The organism is Burkholderia sp. PU8-34 (assembly GCF_053427725.1).
This window is the reverse complement of sequence record NZ_JBSAXC010000001.1, coordinates 334,276-349,029: the sequence shown is the minus strand read 5'-3', so window position 1 is coordinate 349,029 and position 14,754 is coordinate 334,276. Positions and strand designations below refer to the sequence as shown.

The following is a 14,754-nucleotide window of genomic DNA, read 5'->3' as shown; positions in this document are numbered from 1 at the left end:
CACTCTGAAGGAGATGACGATGGCGGACGCCGATCTCGATCGCAAATCGTGGGACCAGCCGGAAGGCGCAACCTTTGGCGACTGGATGGAAGGGCGCGTCGCGCGTTACGCGACGCGGCGCTACGACTGGGACGCGCTGAAGTTCCAGGCCGACTACGACCCGCAGTACCGCCGCGCGCAGATGCGCTATGTCGGCACGGGCGGCACGGGTGTCGCGAAGGACGTCAACACGGTGCCGGCCGGCAACTTCACGTTCTCGACGATGGTGATCCCGGCCGGCAACATCGGCCCGAGCCACATCCACATCGACGTGGAAGAAATCTTCTTCGTGCTGCGCGGCAAGATGAAGGTGATCTGCGAGCGCGACGGCGAGACCTGGGAAGCGATCCTCGGCGAGCGCGACCTGATCTCGGTGCCGCCGGGCGTCTATCGCACGGAAATCAACATCGGTGAGGAAGACGCGCTGATGTGCGTGATGCTCGGCTCGCCGAAGCCCATCACGCCGACGTATCCGCCGGATTCGCCGCTCGCGAAGATCAAGCGTTGAGACGGAGCGGATGAAGCGATGAGTGTCATCGACAAACGTGAACGCGACCGCGTCGCCGCCTTCGCGACGCTGCTCGAGCGGTTTCCCGAGCAGCGCTGCGCGGCCGGCGCGGCGGGCACGATCGGCTACCGCGAGGCCGGCGCGCAGCATGCGGGCCGCGCGCACCCCGTCGTGCTGCTGCACGGGATCGGCTCGGGCGCCGCATCGTGGGTGCGTCAGCTCGATGCGCTCGGCGCTTCGCGGCGCGTGCTCGCGTGGGATGCGCCCGGCTACGGCGTGTCGACGCCCGTGCACGGCGCATCGCCGGCCGCCGCCGATTACGCGGCGTCGCTGAACGCGTGGCTCGAGGCGCTCGGCATCGAACGCTGCGTGCTGGTCGGCCATTCGCTCGGCGCGATCGTCGCGGGCGGCTTCGCCCGCGTGATGCCGGCGCGGATCGCCGGGCTGCTGCTGATCTCGCCCGCGGGCGGCTACGGCAGCGCGCCGGCCGAGACGCGCGAGTCGCGCCGCAACGCGCGGCTCGCGATGCTCGCCGAACTCGGCCCGGCCGGGCTCGCGCAACAGCGCAGCGCCAACATGCTGTCCGGGTTCGCGAGCGAGGACGCACGTGCATGGGTGCGCTGGAACATGGCGCGCATCGTGCCGGCCGGCTACGCGCAGGCGACGCATCTGCTTGCGAACGCCGATCTCGCGTCGGATCTCGCGGGCTTTCGCGGCCGCACGGCAGTCGCCGTCGGTGCGAACGACGCAATCACGCCGCCCGCCGCGTGCGAGCGGATCGCCGCGGCCGCGCAGGTCGGGCTGCAGGTGATTCCGCAGGCCGGGCATGCGGGCTACGTGGAAGCGCCGGCCGTCTATACGGCACTGATCGAGACGTTCTGCCGTCAGTGCGACCAGCAGCGGGGGATTGCATGAGCGAACCGCTGATGAACGAAACAGACGCCGCGAAAGGCGAAGCGAATTATGTGGTGCCGGGCCTCGAGCGCGGCTTGAGGATTCTCGCGGAGTTCTCGCCGCGCGAGCCGGTGCTCGGTGCGCCGGAGCTGTCGAAGCGGCTCGGCATTCCGCGCACGACGGTGTTCCGCCTGCTGCAGACGCTCGAATCGCTCGGCTTCCTCGAGCGCGCGGACAAGGACCGCAACTACAAGCTCGGTATCGCGGTGCTGCGGCTCGGCTTCGAATACCTGAGCTCGCTCGAGCTGACCGATCTCGGCCTGCCGGTGATCGAGAGCCTGCGCGACGCGACGGGTTTCACGACGCACATCGTGATCCGTGACGGCCGCGATGTCGTGTTCGTCGCGAAGGCGCAGAGCCAGTCGCCGGTGTTCAGCTCGATCCGGGTGAACGTCGGTACGCGGTTGCCTGCGCACGCGACGACGCACGGCCACGTGCTGATGGGCGACCTGTCGCTGAAGGAGTTGCGTGCGCTGTATCCGGAAGCCGCGCTCAACCGGATGACGAACGCGACGCCGGAAACGGTCGACGCGCTGTACGAAGTGATCCGCGAGGATGCGCTGCGCGGCTACGGTGTCAGCAACTCGTCGTTCGAGCGCGGGATCTCGGTCGTCACCGCGCCGGTGCGCAACGACACGCAGAAGATCGTCGCATGCATCACGGTGACGGTGCCGCGGCCGGAAATCGACGCGTCGCTGATCGCGGACGGGCTGATCGACAAGGTGCAGCGCGCGGCGGCCGAACTGTCGCGCCGGCTCAACTATCGCTCGGATGACGAGCACACGTTTTTGAAGGCATTAGGACTCCGATGATTCAGATCGATCTGACCGGACAGGTTGCGGTGGTGACGGGCGGTTCGTCCGGCATCGGCCTCGCAACGGCCGAACGGTTCCTGCAGGCGGGTGCGTCGGTCGCGATTTGCGGCCGCGACGACGAGCGTCTCGCGCGCGCCGAAGCGGGGCTGCACGCGAAGTACCCGGGTGCGCAGCTGCTCGCCGCGCGCTGCAACGTGCTCGACGAAGGCGACGTCGCCGGCTTTGCGCAGGCCGTGTCGGCGCGCTTCGGCCGCGCCGACATGCTGATCAACAACGCAGGCCAGGGCCGCGTGTCGACGTTCGCCGACACGGCCGACGACGCGTGGCGCGAAGAGCTCGAGCTGAAGTACTTCAGCATCATCCGCCCGACGCGCGCGTTCCTGCCGATGCTGCGCGACGCCGACGCACCGAGCATTACCTGCGTGAACTCGCTGCTCGCGCTGCAGCCGGAGCCGCACATGGTCGCGACGTCGTCGGCGCGCGCGGGCGTGCTGAGCCTCGTGAAGTCGCTCGCGACCGAACTGGCGCCGCAGCGCATCCGCGTCAACTCGATCCTGATCGGCATCGTCGAATCGGGGCAGTGGCGCCGCCGCTACGAAGCGCAGGCGCAGCCCGGCGAAAGCTGGGAAGCGTGGACGGGCGAACTCGCCCGCAAGAAGAACATTCCTCTGAACCGCTTCGGCCGGCCCGACGAGGCCGCCTGGGCGCTCTTTTATCTCGCAACGCATCTGTCGTCCTACACGACGGGCAGCCATATCGACGTTTCTGGAGGCTTTGCACGCCATGTCTAACAAAACCACGGTTGGCGAGCTGATTGCCGCCTTTCTCGAGCAGTGCGGCGTGAAGACCGCTTTCGGGGTCATCTCGATCCACAACATGCCGATCCTCGACGCGATCAACTCGCGCGGCAACATCCGCTACGTCGGCGCGCGCGGTGAAGCGGGTGCGGTCAACATGGCCGACGGCCTCGCCCGCGTGTCGGGCGGCCTCGGCGTCGCGTTCACGAGCACCGGCACGGCGGCAGGCAACGCGGCTGGCGCGATGGTCGAGGCGCTGACCGCCGGCACGGCGCTCTTGCACATCACCGGCCAGATCGAGACGCCGTACCTTGACCAGGATCTCGCATACATCCACGAGGCGCCGGACCAATTGACGATGCTGAATGCGATCTCGAAGGCCGCGTTTCGCGTGCGCACGGTCGAGACCGTGCTGCCGACGATCCGCGAAGCGGTACGCGTTGCGCAGACCGCGCCGTCGGGCCCCGTGTCGGTCGAGATTCCGATCGACATCCAGGCAGCGGAAATCGACTGGCCGGAAGACCTCGCGCCCGCGCACGTCGCGGTTCGCGAACACGACAGCGCGCGCATCGCGAAGCTCGCGGACGCACTCGCGAACAAGCGCCGCCCGCTGCTGTGGCTCGGCGGCGGCGCGCGTCATGCGCGGGCGGAAGTCGAACGCCTCGTGAAGCTCGGCTTCGGCGTCGTGACGAGCGTGCAGGGCCGCGGCGTGCTGCCCGAAGACCACCCGGCGACGCTCGGCGCATTCAACGTGCATGCTGCGGTGGAAGCGTTCTACAAGACCTGCGATGCGCTCGTCGTCGTCGGCTCGCGCCTGCGCGGCAACGAAACGCTGAAGTACAAGCTCGCGCTGCCGCAACCGCTGTTCCGCGTCGATGCCGACGCGCTCGCCGACAACCGCGGCTATCGCAACGAGCTGTTCATCCACGGCGATTCGAAGCGCGTGCTGGCCGAACTGGCCGACCGCCTCGAAGGGCGCCTCGCCGTCGATCCGCAGTTCGCGGCCGATCTTGCCGTCGCGCGCGAGCAGGCCGTCGCCGACGTGTCGAAGGGCCTCGGCCCGTACAAGCAGCTTGTCGACACGCTGCAGGCTGCCGTCGGCCGCGACTATAACTGGGTGCGCGACGTGACGATCTCGAACAGCACGTGGGGCAACCGCCTGCTGCAGATCTTCGAACCGCGCGCGGGCGTGCATGCGCTCGGCGGCGGCATCGGCCAGGGGATGCAGATGGGCATCGGCGCGGCGCTCGCGGGCGCGGCGGCGAAGACGGTCTGCCTCGTCGGCGACGGCGGCCTGATGGTCAACGTCGGTGAGCTCGTGACCGCCGTGCAGGAAAACGCGAACGTGATGATCGTGCTGATGAACGACCAGTGCTACGGCGTGATCCGCAACATCCAGGATGCGCACTACGGCGGCCGCCGCTGCTTCGTCGAACTGCACCAGCCCGATTTCGCGCAGTTCTGCGCGAGCTTCGGCCTCACGCACTACCGGATCACGTCGCTCGACCAGGCCGAAGGGATCGTGCGCGAAGGTCTCGCGAAGCAGGGCCCGGTGCTCGTCGAAGTCGACATGCTGTCGGTCGGCTCGTTCACGTCGGCGTTCGCGGGCCCGCCCGTCAAGAAAGAAGCGCCCGAGGAGCGCCAGTATGCTTAACACGCACAGTCAGGCGCACGCACACGCGCATGCGCCAGTCGACGTCGCAATGATCGGCTTCGGCGCGATCGGCGCGGCCGTGTACCACGCGGTCGAGCACGACGCGTCGCTGCGCGTCGCGCACGTGATCGTCCCCGAGCATCAGCGCGCCGCCGTGCAGGGTGCGCTCGGCGGCGCGGTGGAGGTCGTGTCGTCGGTCGACGCGCTGGCCCGCCGCCCCGAGTTCGCACTCGAATGTGCGGGCCACAGCGCGCTCGTCGATCACGTCGTGCCGCTGCTGAAGGCCGGCACCGACTGCGCGGTCGCGTCGATCGGCGCGCTGTCCGATCTCGCGCTGCTCGACGCGCTGTCGCAGGCCGCCGACGAGGGCCACGCGACGCTCACGCTGCTGTCCGGCGCGATCGGCGGTATCGATGCGCTGGCTTCCGCGAAGCAGGGCGGCCTCGACGAAGTGCTGTACGTCGGCCGCAAGCCGCCGCTCGGCTGGCTTGGCACGCCCGCGGAGGCATTGTGCGACCTGCGTGCGATGACCGAAGAGAAGGTGATCTTCGAAGGCACCGCGCGCGACGCGGCGCGCCTGTACCCGAAGAACGCGAACGTCGCGGCGACCGTTGCGCTCGCGGGCCTCGGGCTCGATGAAACACGCGTGCGCCTGATCGCCGATCCGGCGGTCGCGCGCAACGTGCACCGCATCACCGCGCGCGGCGCATTCGGCGAGATGTCGCTCGAGATGAGCGGCAAGCCGCTGCCCGACAACCCGAAGACCTCCGCACTGACGGCCTTCAGCGCAATCCGCGCGCTGCGCAACCGCGCGGCCCGCTGCGTGATCTGAGCGGGCGGCCGGGCCACTGAAAGACCCGCCCGCGCCGCGGCGAGGGTAGGGCGAAGAGACAGACTTGTGGAACTTGTGAAATGACTCCATTCGATTCGAGCCTCGTACCCAACGGCGACATCCTGATCGGCGGCGAGTGGCGGCGCGGCCGTGGCGCACCCTATGCGAGCCTTTACCCGGCCGACCAGTCGCTGAACATGGAAGTGTCGACCGCGAACGCGGAAGACGCGGCCGAAGCTGTCGAGGCCGCGGACGCCGCGTGGCGCCGCGCCGACTGGGCCGGGCTCAAGCCGCATCAGCGCGCGCAGGTGCTGTATCGCATCGCGGATCTGATCATGCAGCGTCACGAGGCGCTGGCGAACCTGCAGCGTCGCGACAACGGCAAGCCGATCGGCGAGACCCGCGTGCTGGTGGCGAGCGCGGCGAACACGTTCCGCTATTTCGCGGCCTGCCTCGAGACGCTCGACGAAGAACTGACACCGTCGCGTGGCGACTACCTGACGATGAGCGTGTACGAACCGATCGGCGTGATCGCGGCGATCACGCCGTGGAACTCGCCGATCGCATCCGATGCGCAGAAGCTCGCGCCGGCGCTCGCCGGCGGCAACGCGGTGGTGCTGAAGCCCGCCGAAGTCACGCCGCTCGTGTCGCTCGCGCTCGCGCGCATCTGCGAGGAAGCCGGCGTGCCGAAGGGCGTGCTGAGCGTGCTGCCGGGCAAGGGTTCCGTGATCGGCGACGTGCTGGTGCGCCATCCGCTCGTGAAGAAGGTGTCGTTTACGGGCGGCACCGAAGTGGGCCGCGGCATCGCGCGCATCGCGGCGGAGAAGCTGATGCCGGTGTCGCTCGAACTCGGCGGCAAGTCGCCGACGATCGTGTTCGACGACGCCGATCTTGATCACGCGGTGAACGGCGTGCTGTACGGCATCTTCAGCTCGTCGGGCGAGGCGTGCATCGCGGGTTCGCGCCTGTTCGTGCAGCGGTCGATCTACGACGCGTTCATGCAGCGCCTGGTGGACTGCGCGCGCAAGCTGCGCGTGGGCGACCCGACGCGGCCCGACACGCAGATGGGGCCGCTCATCACGGCGAAGCATCGCGAGTCGGTCGAACGCTACGTGGCGCTTGGCCTCGAGGAAGGCGGACGTCTGCTGTGCGGCGGCGAGCGGCCGTCGGGCGACGGGCGCGAAGGCGGTTTCTACTATCAGCCGACGATACTCGAAGGCTTGCCGAACAGCGCGCGCATCTGCCAGGAAGAAATCTTCGGTCCGGTGCTCGTCGCGATGCCGTTCGACGACGAGGCCACGCTGATCGAGCAGGCAAACGACAGCGTATTCGGTCTCGCCGCGGGCATCTGGACGCGCGACTACAAGCGCGCGTGGCGCACCGCGCGCGCGCTCGAAACGGGCACCGTGTGGATCAATACGTACAAGCTGTTCTCGATCTCCACGCCGTTTTCGGGCTGGAAGGACAGCGGGATGGGCCGCGAGAAAGGGCGCCTCGGCATCCGCGAGTACATGCAGCAGAAGAGCCTGTACTGGGGCTTGAACGACGCGCCGCTGCCGTGGGCGAACTGAGCGAAGGGGAATGACGCAATGAGCATTTTGGGTATCGAGCAGATCACGTACGGCGTCGACGACCTCGCGACGTGCCGGCGTTTCTTTGCCGACTGGGGGCTGAAGGAAGTCGCGCACGACGAGACGCGCGCGCGCTTCGAGACGATGAACGGCTGCACCGTGCTGGTCGTCAAGGCCGACGATCCGGCGTTGCCGCCCGCGTTCGAGCCAGGCCCGACGCTGCGGGAAGTGACGTGGGGCGTCGCGACGACCGCGGAACTTGACGCACTGCGCGGCAAGCTCGCGGATCAGCCCGGCTATTACACGCAGGACGATGCGGTCGGCTGCATCGATCCGAACGGGATGGCAATCCGCATCGAAGTGACGCGCAAGCGCGCGCTCGACGTGAAGGGCTCGCTGTCGAACGTGTGGGGCGAGACGCTGCGCGTCGACACGCCGAGCACGATTTATGAACGTGCGGAGCCGGTCGAAGTCGGCCACGTCGTGTTCTTCACGAACGCGCTCGACGCACAGGAAAAGTTCTACCACGTGCTGCTGGGCTTCGAGACGTCGGACCGCTATCCGGGCCGCGGCGCGTTCATGCGCTGCGCGCCGCACGGCGGGCACCACGACCTGTTCCTGCTCGCGCTGCCTACGGGCAAGCGCGGCCTGAACCACGTCGCGTTCACGGTGCGCGACATTCATGAAGTGTTCGGCGGCGGGATGCACATCGACCGCTGCGGCTGGCAGACCCAGCTCGGGCCGGGCCGGCATCCGGTGTCGTCCGCGTACTTCTGGTATTTCCAGAATCCGGCGGGCGGCCTGATCGAGTACTACGCGGACGAAGACATGCTGACGCCCGAGTGGCAGCCGCGTGAATTCGAACCAGGCCCGACCGTGTTCGCCGAATGGGCGGTCGACGGCGGCCTCGACGGCAACACGCGTCGCCAGAAGAACGCGAAGGCGCCGGAAGGCAAGTTCATGACGGAGCGCAAACATGACTGACGCCACTGTGCAGGACACCGCCGCGATCGGCACCGTCGTCGTGATCGGCGGCGGCCAGGCCGCCGGCTGGGTGCTGAAGACGCTGCGCGCGGAAGGCTTCGCGGGCCGGCTCGTGATGATCGCCGACGAACCGCATCTGCCGTACGAGCGTCCGCCGCTGTCGAAGGCGGTGCTCGCGGGCGACGCGCACATCGAGACCGTGCGCGTCGTGCATCCGGACGAGTTCGAATCGCTGAACATCGAAGCGTGGCAGCCGGAGCGTGCGGCGTCGATCGACCGCGCGCGCCGCATCGTGCGCACCGAGAGCGGCCGCGAGGTCGAATACGACCGCCTCGTGATCGCGACCGGCGGCACGTCGCGCCGTTTGCCGGATTCGCTCGTGAGGACTGCACACCTGCATTACCTGCGCACGCTCGACGAAGCGGCCGCGCTCGGCGAGAAACTGCGCGCGAGCCGGCGCGTGCTCGTGGTCGGCGGCGGCTGGATCGGCCTCGAAGTGGCGGCGACCGCGCGCAAGCTCGGCGTCGATGCGGTGGTCGTCGAAGGCGCGCCGCGCCTGTGCGGGCGTTCGGTGCCGCAGCTCGTGTCCGATTTCCTGCTCGACCTGCATCGCTCGAACGGCGTCGACGTGCGCGTTGGCGCATCGCTCGTGTCGCTCGACGCGCAGCCCGATGATGCATCGAAGGTGCGCGCGACGCTGGCGGACGGCACGACGATCGACGCCGACTTCGCGGTGGCGGGGATCGGCCTCGCGCTGAATGCGTCGCTCGCGTCCGATGCGGGGCTGGCGGTCGACGACGGTATCGTCGTCGATGAATTCGGGATGACGAGCGATCCGGCGGTGTTCGCGTGCGGCGACGTCGCGAACCACCACAACGGCTGGCTCAAGCGCCGCGTGCGGCTCGAATCGTGGGCGAACGCGCAGAACCAGGCGATTGCGGCCGCGAAGGCGGTGCTCGGCGTGCGCGCGCCGTACGCGGAGATCCCGTGGTTCTGGTCCGATCAGTACGACGTGAACCTGCAGATCCTCGGCGATTTGCCGGCCGATGCGCAGCTCGTCGTGCGCGGCGATCTCGCCGCGCGGCGCGCAACGCTGTTTTTCGTGGGCGACGGGCATGTGAGAGGTGTCATCGCCGTCAACAATGCGCGCGAACTGAAACTCGCGCGCAAGTGGATGAACCAGGGCCGGGCAGTGGACATGGACGCCCTGGCAGACACGACCAGAGCGCTTGCCTGAGCGGGCAACGAGACAGACTACGGAGACACCCCGCATGAGCACTTTCGACAACGTCATGGCCGGTCGGGCCACGACGGAAGCTGCCGCCTCCACGCCCGGCGCGATCATCGCGCGGCTCGAGCGGCTTCCCGCCAACGCGATGCAGATCCGCGCGCGCGTGCTGATCGGCACCGCGACGTTCTTCGACGGCTTCGACGTGATCACGATCGCCGCGACGCTGCCGCTGCTGATTCACAAGTGGGGCCTGTCGCCGAACCAGGTCGGCCTGCTGATTGCGTCGGGCGCGATCGGCCAGCTGGTCGGTGCATTCCTGTTTCCCGCGCTCGCGGAGAAGCATGGCCGCGTGAAGGCGATCGCATGGAGCTCGGCCGTGATCGGCATCACGAGTATCGCGTGCGGGTTCGCGCCGACGTTCGAAGTGTTCGTGCTGCTGCGCATCCTGCAGGGTCTCGGGCTCGGCGGCGAGCTGCCCGTCGCCGCGACGTACATCAACGAAATCACCCGCGCGCACGGCCGCGGCCGCTTCGTGCTGCTGTACGAGATCGTGTTCCCGATCGGCCTGCTGGTGTCGATGGCGCTCGGCGCGTGGCTCGTGCCGCGCTTCGGCTGGGAGATCATGTATTTCGTCGGGGGCCTGCCGCTGCTGCTCGCGCTCGTGCTCACGCACATCGTGCCGGAATCGCCGCGCTGGCTCGCATCGCGCGGGCGGCTGTCGGAAGCAGGGCGCGCCGTCGGCATGTTCGAGGCATCCGTGAAGGGCGAGCTGCCGCCCGCCACACGGGCGGCGGAATTCGACGACATGGTGCGCCAGCACCCGAAGCGCCGGATGTCCGACCTGTTCAGCGCCGCGTACCGCAAGCGCACGATCGCCATCGCGACGCTGTGGGCGACCTGCGGCTTCATCCAGTACGGGCTGTCGACGTGGCTGCCGACGATCTACAAGAACTTCTATCATGCGCCGCTGCAGCTCGCGCTGAACCTCGCGGTGATCGGCTCGGTGATGGGCGTGCTCGGTTCGCTCGCGTCCGCGCTGCTCGTCGACAAGCTCGGCCGCAAGCCGGTGATCGTCTGGTCGTTCGTGCTGTGCGCGCTGTCGATGGCGCTCGCGGGCGTCTATCACGCGTCGTCGGTGTACGTCGTCGCGACGTTCTGCTCGTTGTCGCTCGGGCTGATGGCTTCGGGTTTCATCACGGCTTACGTGTACACGCCGGAGCAGTATCCGACGAGCATCCGCGCGTCGGGCTGCGGCCTCGGCAGCGCGTGGCTGAAGATCGCGTCGTTCGTCGCGCCGATGGTCGTGCCGCACGCGATCGTCGGCGGCGACCTGAGCCCCGCGTTCTATCTGCTGGGCGCAGTGCCGCTGATCGCCGCCGTCACCGTGCACTTCGTCGGCATCGAGACGAAAGGGAAGGTGCTCGAGGCGCTCGAGGCATAAGCGCTGCGCTTGTGACGCGTTTGAAGGAAGCGGCCCGGACGATGTCCGGGCCGTTTTTTTTCGGGCGTCGCGAATGCGACGACGGAGCTGCGGTATGGATGCGGTTCGGCGCGATTGCCGAGTGCCGATTGCCGATTGCCGATTGCCGATTGCCGAGCTTGGCCGGCTTCCGTCATCGGCGATCCGGGCTGGGGGCGCGACGACAAGCAAGGGGGCGCTGCTTCGATCGCCTGTCAGCTGCTGGCAAATTCGATCGTCGGTTCGCAGCGGATCGGAAAGTTGACGGAGTTCGCCACGTAGCATTTTTCGTGAGCGGTGTGGTGCAGCGCTGCGGCCCGCTCACGATCGTCGCCAGCGCGAATGACGACCTTCGGACGCAGGACGATTTCCGTGAATCTGCCTTGTTCGGGGCTGTCGAGCATCGTTCCTTCCGCGTCGTCGACGTAGGACACGACGCAGATACCGGCGTCGGCGCACAGGTGCAGGTACCAGAGCTTGTGACAGGCCGATGTCGAGGCCAGCAGCAGGTCTTCCGGATTCCAGCGCGACGAGTCGCCGAGGAACGCGGCGTCGGACGAGCCCGGAATGTCCGGCTTGGCGCCCGCGCGAATCACGTGGTCGCGGCTGTAAGCGCGATATCCCGACGTGCCGGTCCCATTGTTGCCCGTCCATTCCACCGAAACCCGGTACTTGTGCTCACCGTATGCCATCGTGCTCTCCTTCGATAACGAAACGTTGAATGTCGACAGAGGGCCAGCGGAGCCGAACCTCACGCGTCGAACCGACTTGCCGGCGACATTGTCGCACCGGATCCTGGTTTGGTATACCATTATTCCAAATCATGACGGGCTCGACCATGGAAACGAAACTCGACTCCACCGCGGACGCGGTGGCCGCATCGCTGCGGGACATGATCGTCAACGGCGAACTGGCGGGGGGCGAACGGCTGGTCGAGCGCGATCTGGCCGACCGGTTCGGCATCAGCCGGATTCCGCTGCGCGAGGCGATTCAACGGCTGGAGCGCGAGGGTCTGGTGGATCTCTTCAGAAACCGCGGCGCTGTCGTGCGGATGCTGAGCGCGGCGGACGTGAAGGAGATCTACGACCTGCGGGCGCTGCTCGAAGGCGATGCAATCCAGCGGAGTGTGAAGCAGTTCGACGACGAGACGCTCGCGCGTGCGGAACTCGTTCATCGTCTGCTTGGCGATGCAGGGGCGGCGGCGAGGCAGGGGGCGCTCAACCGGGAATTCCACGAGCTGCTGTATTCGCGTTGCGGGAATGAACGTCAGCTCAAGGCAATTGCGGAACTGCGCGGCCAGGTCGAACGCTACGAGCGCTTGCAGAGTACGTTGCTCGCGGATACCCCATCGTTCCAGATCGAGCACGAGGCCATCCTGCAGGCCTGCAGGGAACGCAATGCACGGGGTGCCCGTGCGATGACGATCGCGCATCTCGATTCGGCGAGAGACATCGTGATGCGGCTCGTCGAACGCGGGTGAGCGTGACGAGCCGTTACCTGATACCCGTGCGCGACAACCTGATCATCAGCGCCGCTCACTGAACGGCCGTAACCGGAATGCTGGAGATTCGCACGAGGCGGTCGAGCACGCTGCGACGGAACAGCGACAGCAGCGAGTGGACCGGGTCGTGACGCGGCGCGACGACGACGATTTCATCGCAGCCATTCTCGGCCGCCGCGGCGGCGATCGTGTCGACAACCGGGCCGACCTTCATCACGACGCTGTAGGTGACGCCGGCGTCCTTCAGGATCCGCTCGGCCTTCGCCAGTTCGCCTTCGGAGAAGTGCTGCTCGATCTCGCGCAGCCGCGATAGCGGATGGTAGGCCTCGAGACGGGTCGATTCCAGCGGCGGCTGGACATTGATCAGGACGATTTCCGACGCGCACTGTTCCCGGAACAGAAACGTCGCATGGCGAACGGCCTGCAACGAGCGGGGCGAGTGGCCGACCGGAACCAGCAGCTTGAGCATGACGATGTCCGACGAATGTGATGCTTTCAGCGTAGCGCGCAGCCGGCCGCATTGTTCTAAAGAGATCGGGCGCCCGCATAAAAATGTTGTTAACCCGGCCGTACGGCTGCGTATCGCTTACTAGAAATATAAGAAATCTAAGTTTATGCGCATAAACGTTTTCACCCGGCGCATCCCGTTCGCCGGGCGCGCGAGCCGATCGATCACACGAATGCGGCGGCGTGTCGTCGCGATTCAGTCGAAACCGCAATGAATCCGCGCGGAAAATATCGGAAGTGGGCGGTGCCGTGTCGCGTAGAGTAGAGCGTCAACGGCGGCGCGGCGCATTCCCCACGGGCTTCGCGCGTGGTTGCTGCGATGTCCGCCATCCCATCCGCTTTCCAGGAGACCCCGCATGCCGCACGGTGCCCCGTCGCTTCTCGCACCCGCTTCCATCACCGTCGATCCGATCGTGCGCCTGTCGGCGGGCGAACTCGCGTCGGCGATCCGCCGCAAGGATGTTTCGTGCGTCGAGACGATGAACGCGTACCTCGACCACATCGAGCGCGTGAACGGCGCGGTCAACGCGATCGTCGCGCTGCGCGACCGCGATGCGCTCGTCGCCGAGGCCGCGCAGAAGGATGCCGAGCTTGCGCGCGGCGCGTATCGCGGCTGGCTGCACGGCATCCCGCAGGCGCCGAAGGATCTCGCGATGACGAACGGAATCGTGACGACATTCGGCTCGCCGATCTTCCGGCAGAACGTGCCGCAGGCCGATTCCGTCGGCGTCGCGCGGATGCGCGCCGCGGGCGCGGTCTTCATCGGCAAGACCAATACGCCGGAATTCGGCCTCGGGTCGCACACGTTCAACGAAGTCTACGGCGCGACGCGCAATCCGTACGACCTGACGAAGAGCGCCGGCGGCAGCAGCGGTGGCACGGCGGCCGCGCTCGCGTCGCGGATGCTGCCAGTTGCAGACGGCAGCGATTTCGGCGGCTCGCTGCGCAATCCGGCCGCGTTCTGCAACATCGTCGGCTTCAGGCCGTCGCAAGGCCGCGTGCCGCGCTGGCCGGGCGTCGACGTGTTTGTCCAGCAGCTCGGGATCGAAGGGCCGATGGGGCGGACTGTCGGCGACGTCGCGAACCTGCTGGCGATCCAGGCCGGCCACGATCCGCACGATCCGCTGTCGCTCGCCGAGGATCCGGCCGTGTTCGCGCAGCCACTCGACACGGACCTGCGCGGCAAGCGCATCGCGTGGGTCGGCGACTGGAACGGCTATCTGGCGACCGAGCCGGGCGTGCTTGCCCAGTGCGAGACGGGGCTCGCGACGCTGCGCGAGCTCGGCTGCGACGTCGATGCCGCGCTGCCGGCGTTCTCGCCGGAACGGATCTGGCGGATCTGGCTCGCACACCGACACTTCCTGTCCGGCGGCGGCCTGCTCGCGCACTACCGCGATCCCGCACGTCGTGCGCTGCTGAAGCCGGAGGCGATCTTCGAGGTCGAGGGCTTGCTCGCGTTGTCCGCTCAGGCGATCTTCGACGCGAGCGTCGAGCGCACCGCGTGGTACCAGACGCTGCTCGGCTTCTTCGACCGCTACGATTTCATCGCCGCGCCAACCGCGCAGGTGTTCCCGTTCGACGTCGACGCGCGGTGGCCGCAACAGATCGCGGGCCGCACGATGGACACCTATCACCGCTGGATGGAAACGGTCGTGCCGTGGACGCTTGCGGGCTGCCCGGTGATCAACGTGCCGGTCGGCTTCAACGCGGCCGGGCTGCCGATGGGGATGCAGCTGATCGGCCGGCCGCGCGCGGATCTGGCGGTGCTGCAGCTCGCGCACGGTTATGAACAGGCGGCCGACTGGGTCGGCAAGCGGCAGCCGGCGTGGATGGCCGCGTAAGCAGCCATTGTCGGGCGCGGTGTGCCGGTACGCATGTCGGCCACGCATCGGGCGGTGTGCG

The 14,754-nt window shown here is 67.7% G+C and carries 14 protein-coding genes; 12 read left to right on the top strand and 2 right to left on the bottom strand.

The features are described from left to right. Window positions 1–19: 19 nt before the first annotated feature. From ACV22Z_RS01470 to ACV22Z_RS01425, 10 genes are all read left to right on the top strand, one after another. A complete protein-coding gene (locus ACV22Z_RS01470) occupies window positions 20–547 on the top strand; it encodes a cupin domain-containing protein (protein ID WP_448074544.1) in 528 nt (175 codons plus the stop codon). An 18-nt stretch (window positions 548–565) separates the two neighbouring features. After that, window positions 566–1,462, top strand: a complete 897-nt coding sequence (locus tag ACV22Z_RS01465; RefSeq protein ID WP_448074543.1) for an alpha/beta fold hydrolase — start codon at window positions 566–568, stop codon at window positions 1,460–1,462. Further along, window positions 1,459–2,313, top strand: coding sequence for an IclR family transcriptional regulator (locus ACV22Z_RS01460; RefSeq protein ID WP_448074542.1), 855 nt, complete (start codon window positions 1,459–1,461; stop codon window positions 2,311–2,313). Before ACV22Z_RS01465 ends, ACV22Z_RS01460 begins: the two co-directional genes overlap by 4 nt. Further along, entirely contained in the window at window positions 2,310–3,107 is a 798-nt protein-coding gene (locus tag ACV22Z_RS01455) for an SDR family oxidoreductase (RefSeq protein ID WP_448074541.1), read from the top strand. Before ACV22Z_RS01460 ends, ACV22Z_RS01455 begins: the two co-directional genes overlap by 4 nt. After that, the gene (locus ACV22Z_RS01450) at window positions 3,100–4,767 is read left to right on the top strand and encodes a thiamine pyrophosphate-binding protein (protein ID WP_448074540.1); all 1,668 of its coding nucleotides are present in this window, start codon (window positions 3,100–3,102) and stop codon (window positions 4,765–4,767) included. The genes ACV22Z_RS01455 and ACV22Z_RS01450 overlap by 8 nt, the downstream gene beginning before the upstream one ends. Further along, entirely contained in the window at window positions 4,760–5,599 is an 840-nt protein-coding gene (locus tag ACV22Z_RS01445; RefSeq protein ID WP_448074539.1) for an aspartate dehydrogenase, read from the top strand. Before ACV22Z_RS01450 ends, ACV22Z_RS01445 begins: the two co-directional genes overlap by 8 nt. Window positions 5,600–5,679: 80 nt before the next feature. Then, complete coding sequence (locus tag ACV22Z_RS01440) at window positions 5,680–7,170, top strand: aldehyde dehydrogenase (RefSeq protein ID WP_448074538.1); 1,491 nt, start codon at window positions 5,680–5,682, stop codon at window positions 7,168–7,170. An 18-nt stretch (window positions 7,171–7,188) separates the two neighbouring features. Continuing rightward, window positions 7,189–8,154, top strand: a complete 966-nt coding sequence (locus tag ACV22Z_RS01435; RefSeq protein WP_448074537.1) for a VOC family protein — start codon at window positions 7,189–7,191, stop codon at window positions 8,152–8,154. Continuing rightward, the gene (locus ACV22Z_RS01430) at window positions 8,147–9,391 is read left to right on the top strand and encodes an NAD(P)/FAD-dependent oxidoreductase (protein WP_448074536.1); all 1,245 of its coding nucleotides are present in this window, start codon (window positions 8,147–8,149) and stop codon (window positions 9,389–9,391) included. The genes ACV22Z_RS01435 and ACV22Z_RS01430 overlap by 8 nt, the downstream gene beginning before the upstream one ends. A gap of 34 nt (window positions 9,392–9,425) precedes the next feature. Beyond that, window positions 9,426–10,826, top strand: coding sequence for an MFS transporter (locus ACV22Z_RS01425; RefSeq protein WP_448074535.1), 1,401 nt, complete (start codon window positions 9,426–9,428; stop codon window positions 10,824–10,826). 233 nt (window positions 10,827–11,059) lie between these two features. On the opposite strand, the gene ACV22Z_RS01420 is transcribed toward ACV22Z_RS01425, so the two are convergent. After that, window positions 11,060–11,536 carry an OsmC family protein gene (locus ACV22Z_RS01420; protein ID WP_448075137.1) on the bottom strand — a complete coding sequence of 159 codons (477 nt, stop codon included), beginning with the start codon at window positions 11,534–11,536 and terminating at the stop codon, window positions 11,060–11,062. Window positions 11,537–11,682: 146 nt separating this feature from the next. On the opposite strand from ACV22Z_RS01420, the gene ACV22Z_RS01415 reads away from it, so the two are divergent. Beyond that, the gene (locus ACV22Z_RS01415; protein WP_448074534.1) at window positions 11,683–12,324 is read left to right on the top strand and encodes a GntR family transcriptional regulator; all 642 of its coding nucleotides are present in this window, start codon (window positions 11,683–11,685) and stop codon (window positions 12,322–12,324) included. Between the two features lie 55 nt (window positions 12,325–12,379). On the opposite strand, the gene ACV22Z_RS01410 is transcribed toward ACV22Z_RS01415, so the two are convergent. Beyond that, the gene (locus ACV22Z_RS01410) at window positions 12,380–12,814 is read right to left on the bottom strand and encodes a universal stress protein (protein WP_448074533.1); all 435 of its coding nucleotides are present in this window, start codon (window positions 12,812–12,814) and stop codon (window positions 12,380–12,382) included. Between the two features lie 394 nt (window positions 12,815–13,208). Here ACV22Z_RS01410 and ACV22Z_RS01405 point away from each other — a divergent pair, with 394 nt between their 5' ends. Beyond that, window positions 13,209–14,693 carry an amidase gene (locus ACV22Z_RS01405; RefSeq protein WP_448074532.1) on the top strand — a complete coding sequence of 495 codons (1,485 nt, stop codon included), beginning with the start codon at window positions 13,209–13,211 and terminating at the stop codon, window positions 14,691–14,693. Window positions 14,694–14,754 lie beyond the last annotated feature (61 nt).

Bases quoted from the DNA above. Each gene is read 5' to 3' on its own strand.
- ACV22Z_RS01420 (WP_448075137.1), bottom strand. From the start codon at position 11,536: ATGGCATACGGTGAGCACAAGTACCGGGTTTCGGTGGAATGGACGGGC.
- ACV22Z_RS01415 (WP_448074534.1), top strand. From the start codon at position 11,683: ATGGAAACGAAACTCGACTCCACCGCGGACGCGGTGGCCGCATCGCTG.
- ACV22Z_RS01430 (WP_448074536.1), top strand. From the start codon at position 8,147: ATGACTGACGCCACTGTGCAGGACACCGCCGCGATCGGCACCGTCGTC.
- ACV22Z_RS01450 (WP_448074540.1), top strand. From the start codon at position 3,100: ATGTCTAACAAAACCACGGTTGGCGAGCTGATTGCCGCCTTTCTCGAG.
- ACV22Z_RS01465 (WP_448074543.1), top strand. From the start codon at position 566: ATGAGTGTCATCGACAAACGTGAACGCGACCGCGTCGCCGCCTTCGCG.
- ACV22Z_RS01405 (WP_448074532.1), top strand. From the start codon at position 13,209: ATGCCGCACGGTGCCCCGTCGCTTCTCGCACCCGCTTCCATCACCGTC.
- ACV22Z_RS01410 (WP_448074533.1), bottom strand. From the start codon at position 12,814: ATGCTCAAGCTGCTGGTTCCGGTCGGCCACTCGCCCCGCTCGTTGCAG.
- ACV22Z_RS01440 (WP_448074538.1), top strand. From the start codon at position 5,680: ATGACTCCATTCGATTCGAGCCTCGTACCCAACGGCGACATCCTGATC.
- ACV22Z_RS01455 (WP_448074541.1), top strand. From the start codon at position 2,310: ATGATTCAGATCGATCTGACCGGACAGGTTGCGGTGGTGACGGGCGGT.
- ACV22Z_RS01435 (WP_448074537.1), top strand. From the start codon at position 7,189: ATGAGCATTTTGGGTATCGAGCAGATCACGTACGGCGTCGACGACCTC.
- ACV22Z_RS01445 (WP_448074539.1), top strand. From the start codon at position 4,760: ATGCTTAACACGCACAGTCAGGCGCACGCACACGCGCATGCGCCAGTC.
- ACV22Z_RS01460 (WP_448074542.1), top strand. From the start codon at position 1,459: ATGAGCGAACCGCTGATGAACGAAACAGACGCCGCGAAAGGCGAAGCG.
- ACV22Z_RS01425 (WP_448074535.1), top strand. From the start codon at position 9,426: ATGAGCACTTTCGACAACGTCATGGCCGGTCGGGCCACGACGGAAGCT.
- ACV22Z_RS01470 (WP_448074544.1), top strand. From the start codon at position 20: ATGGCGGACGCCGATCTCGATCGCAAATCGTGGGACCAGCCGGAAGGC.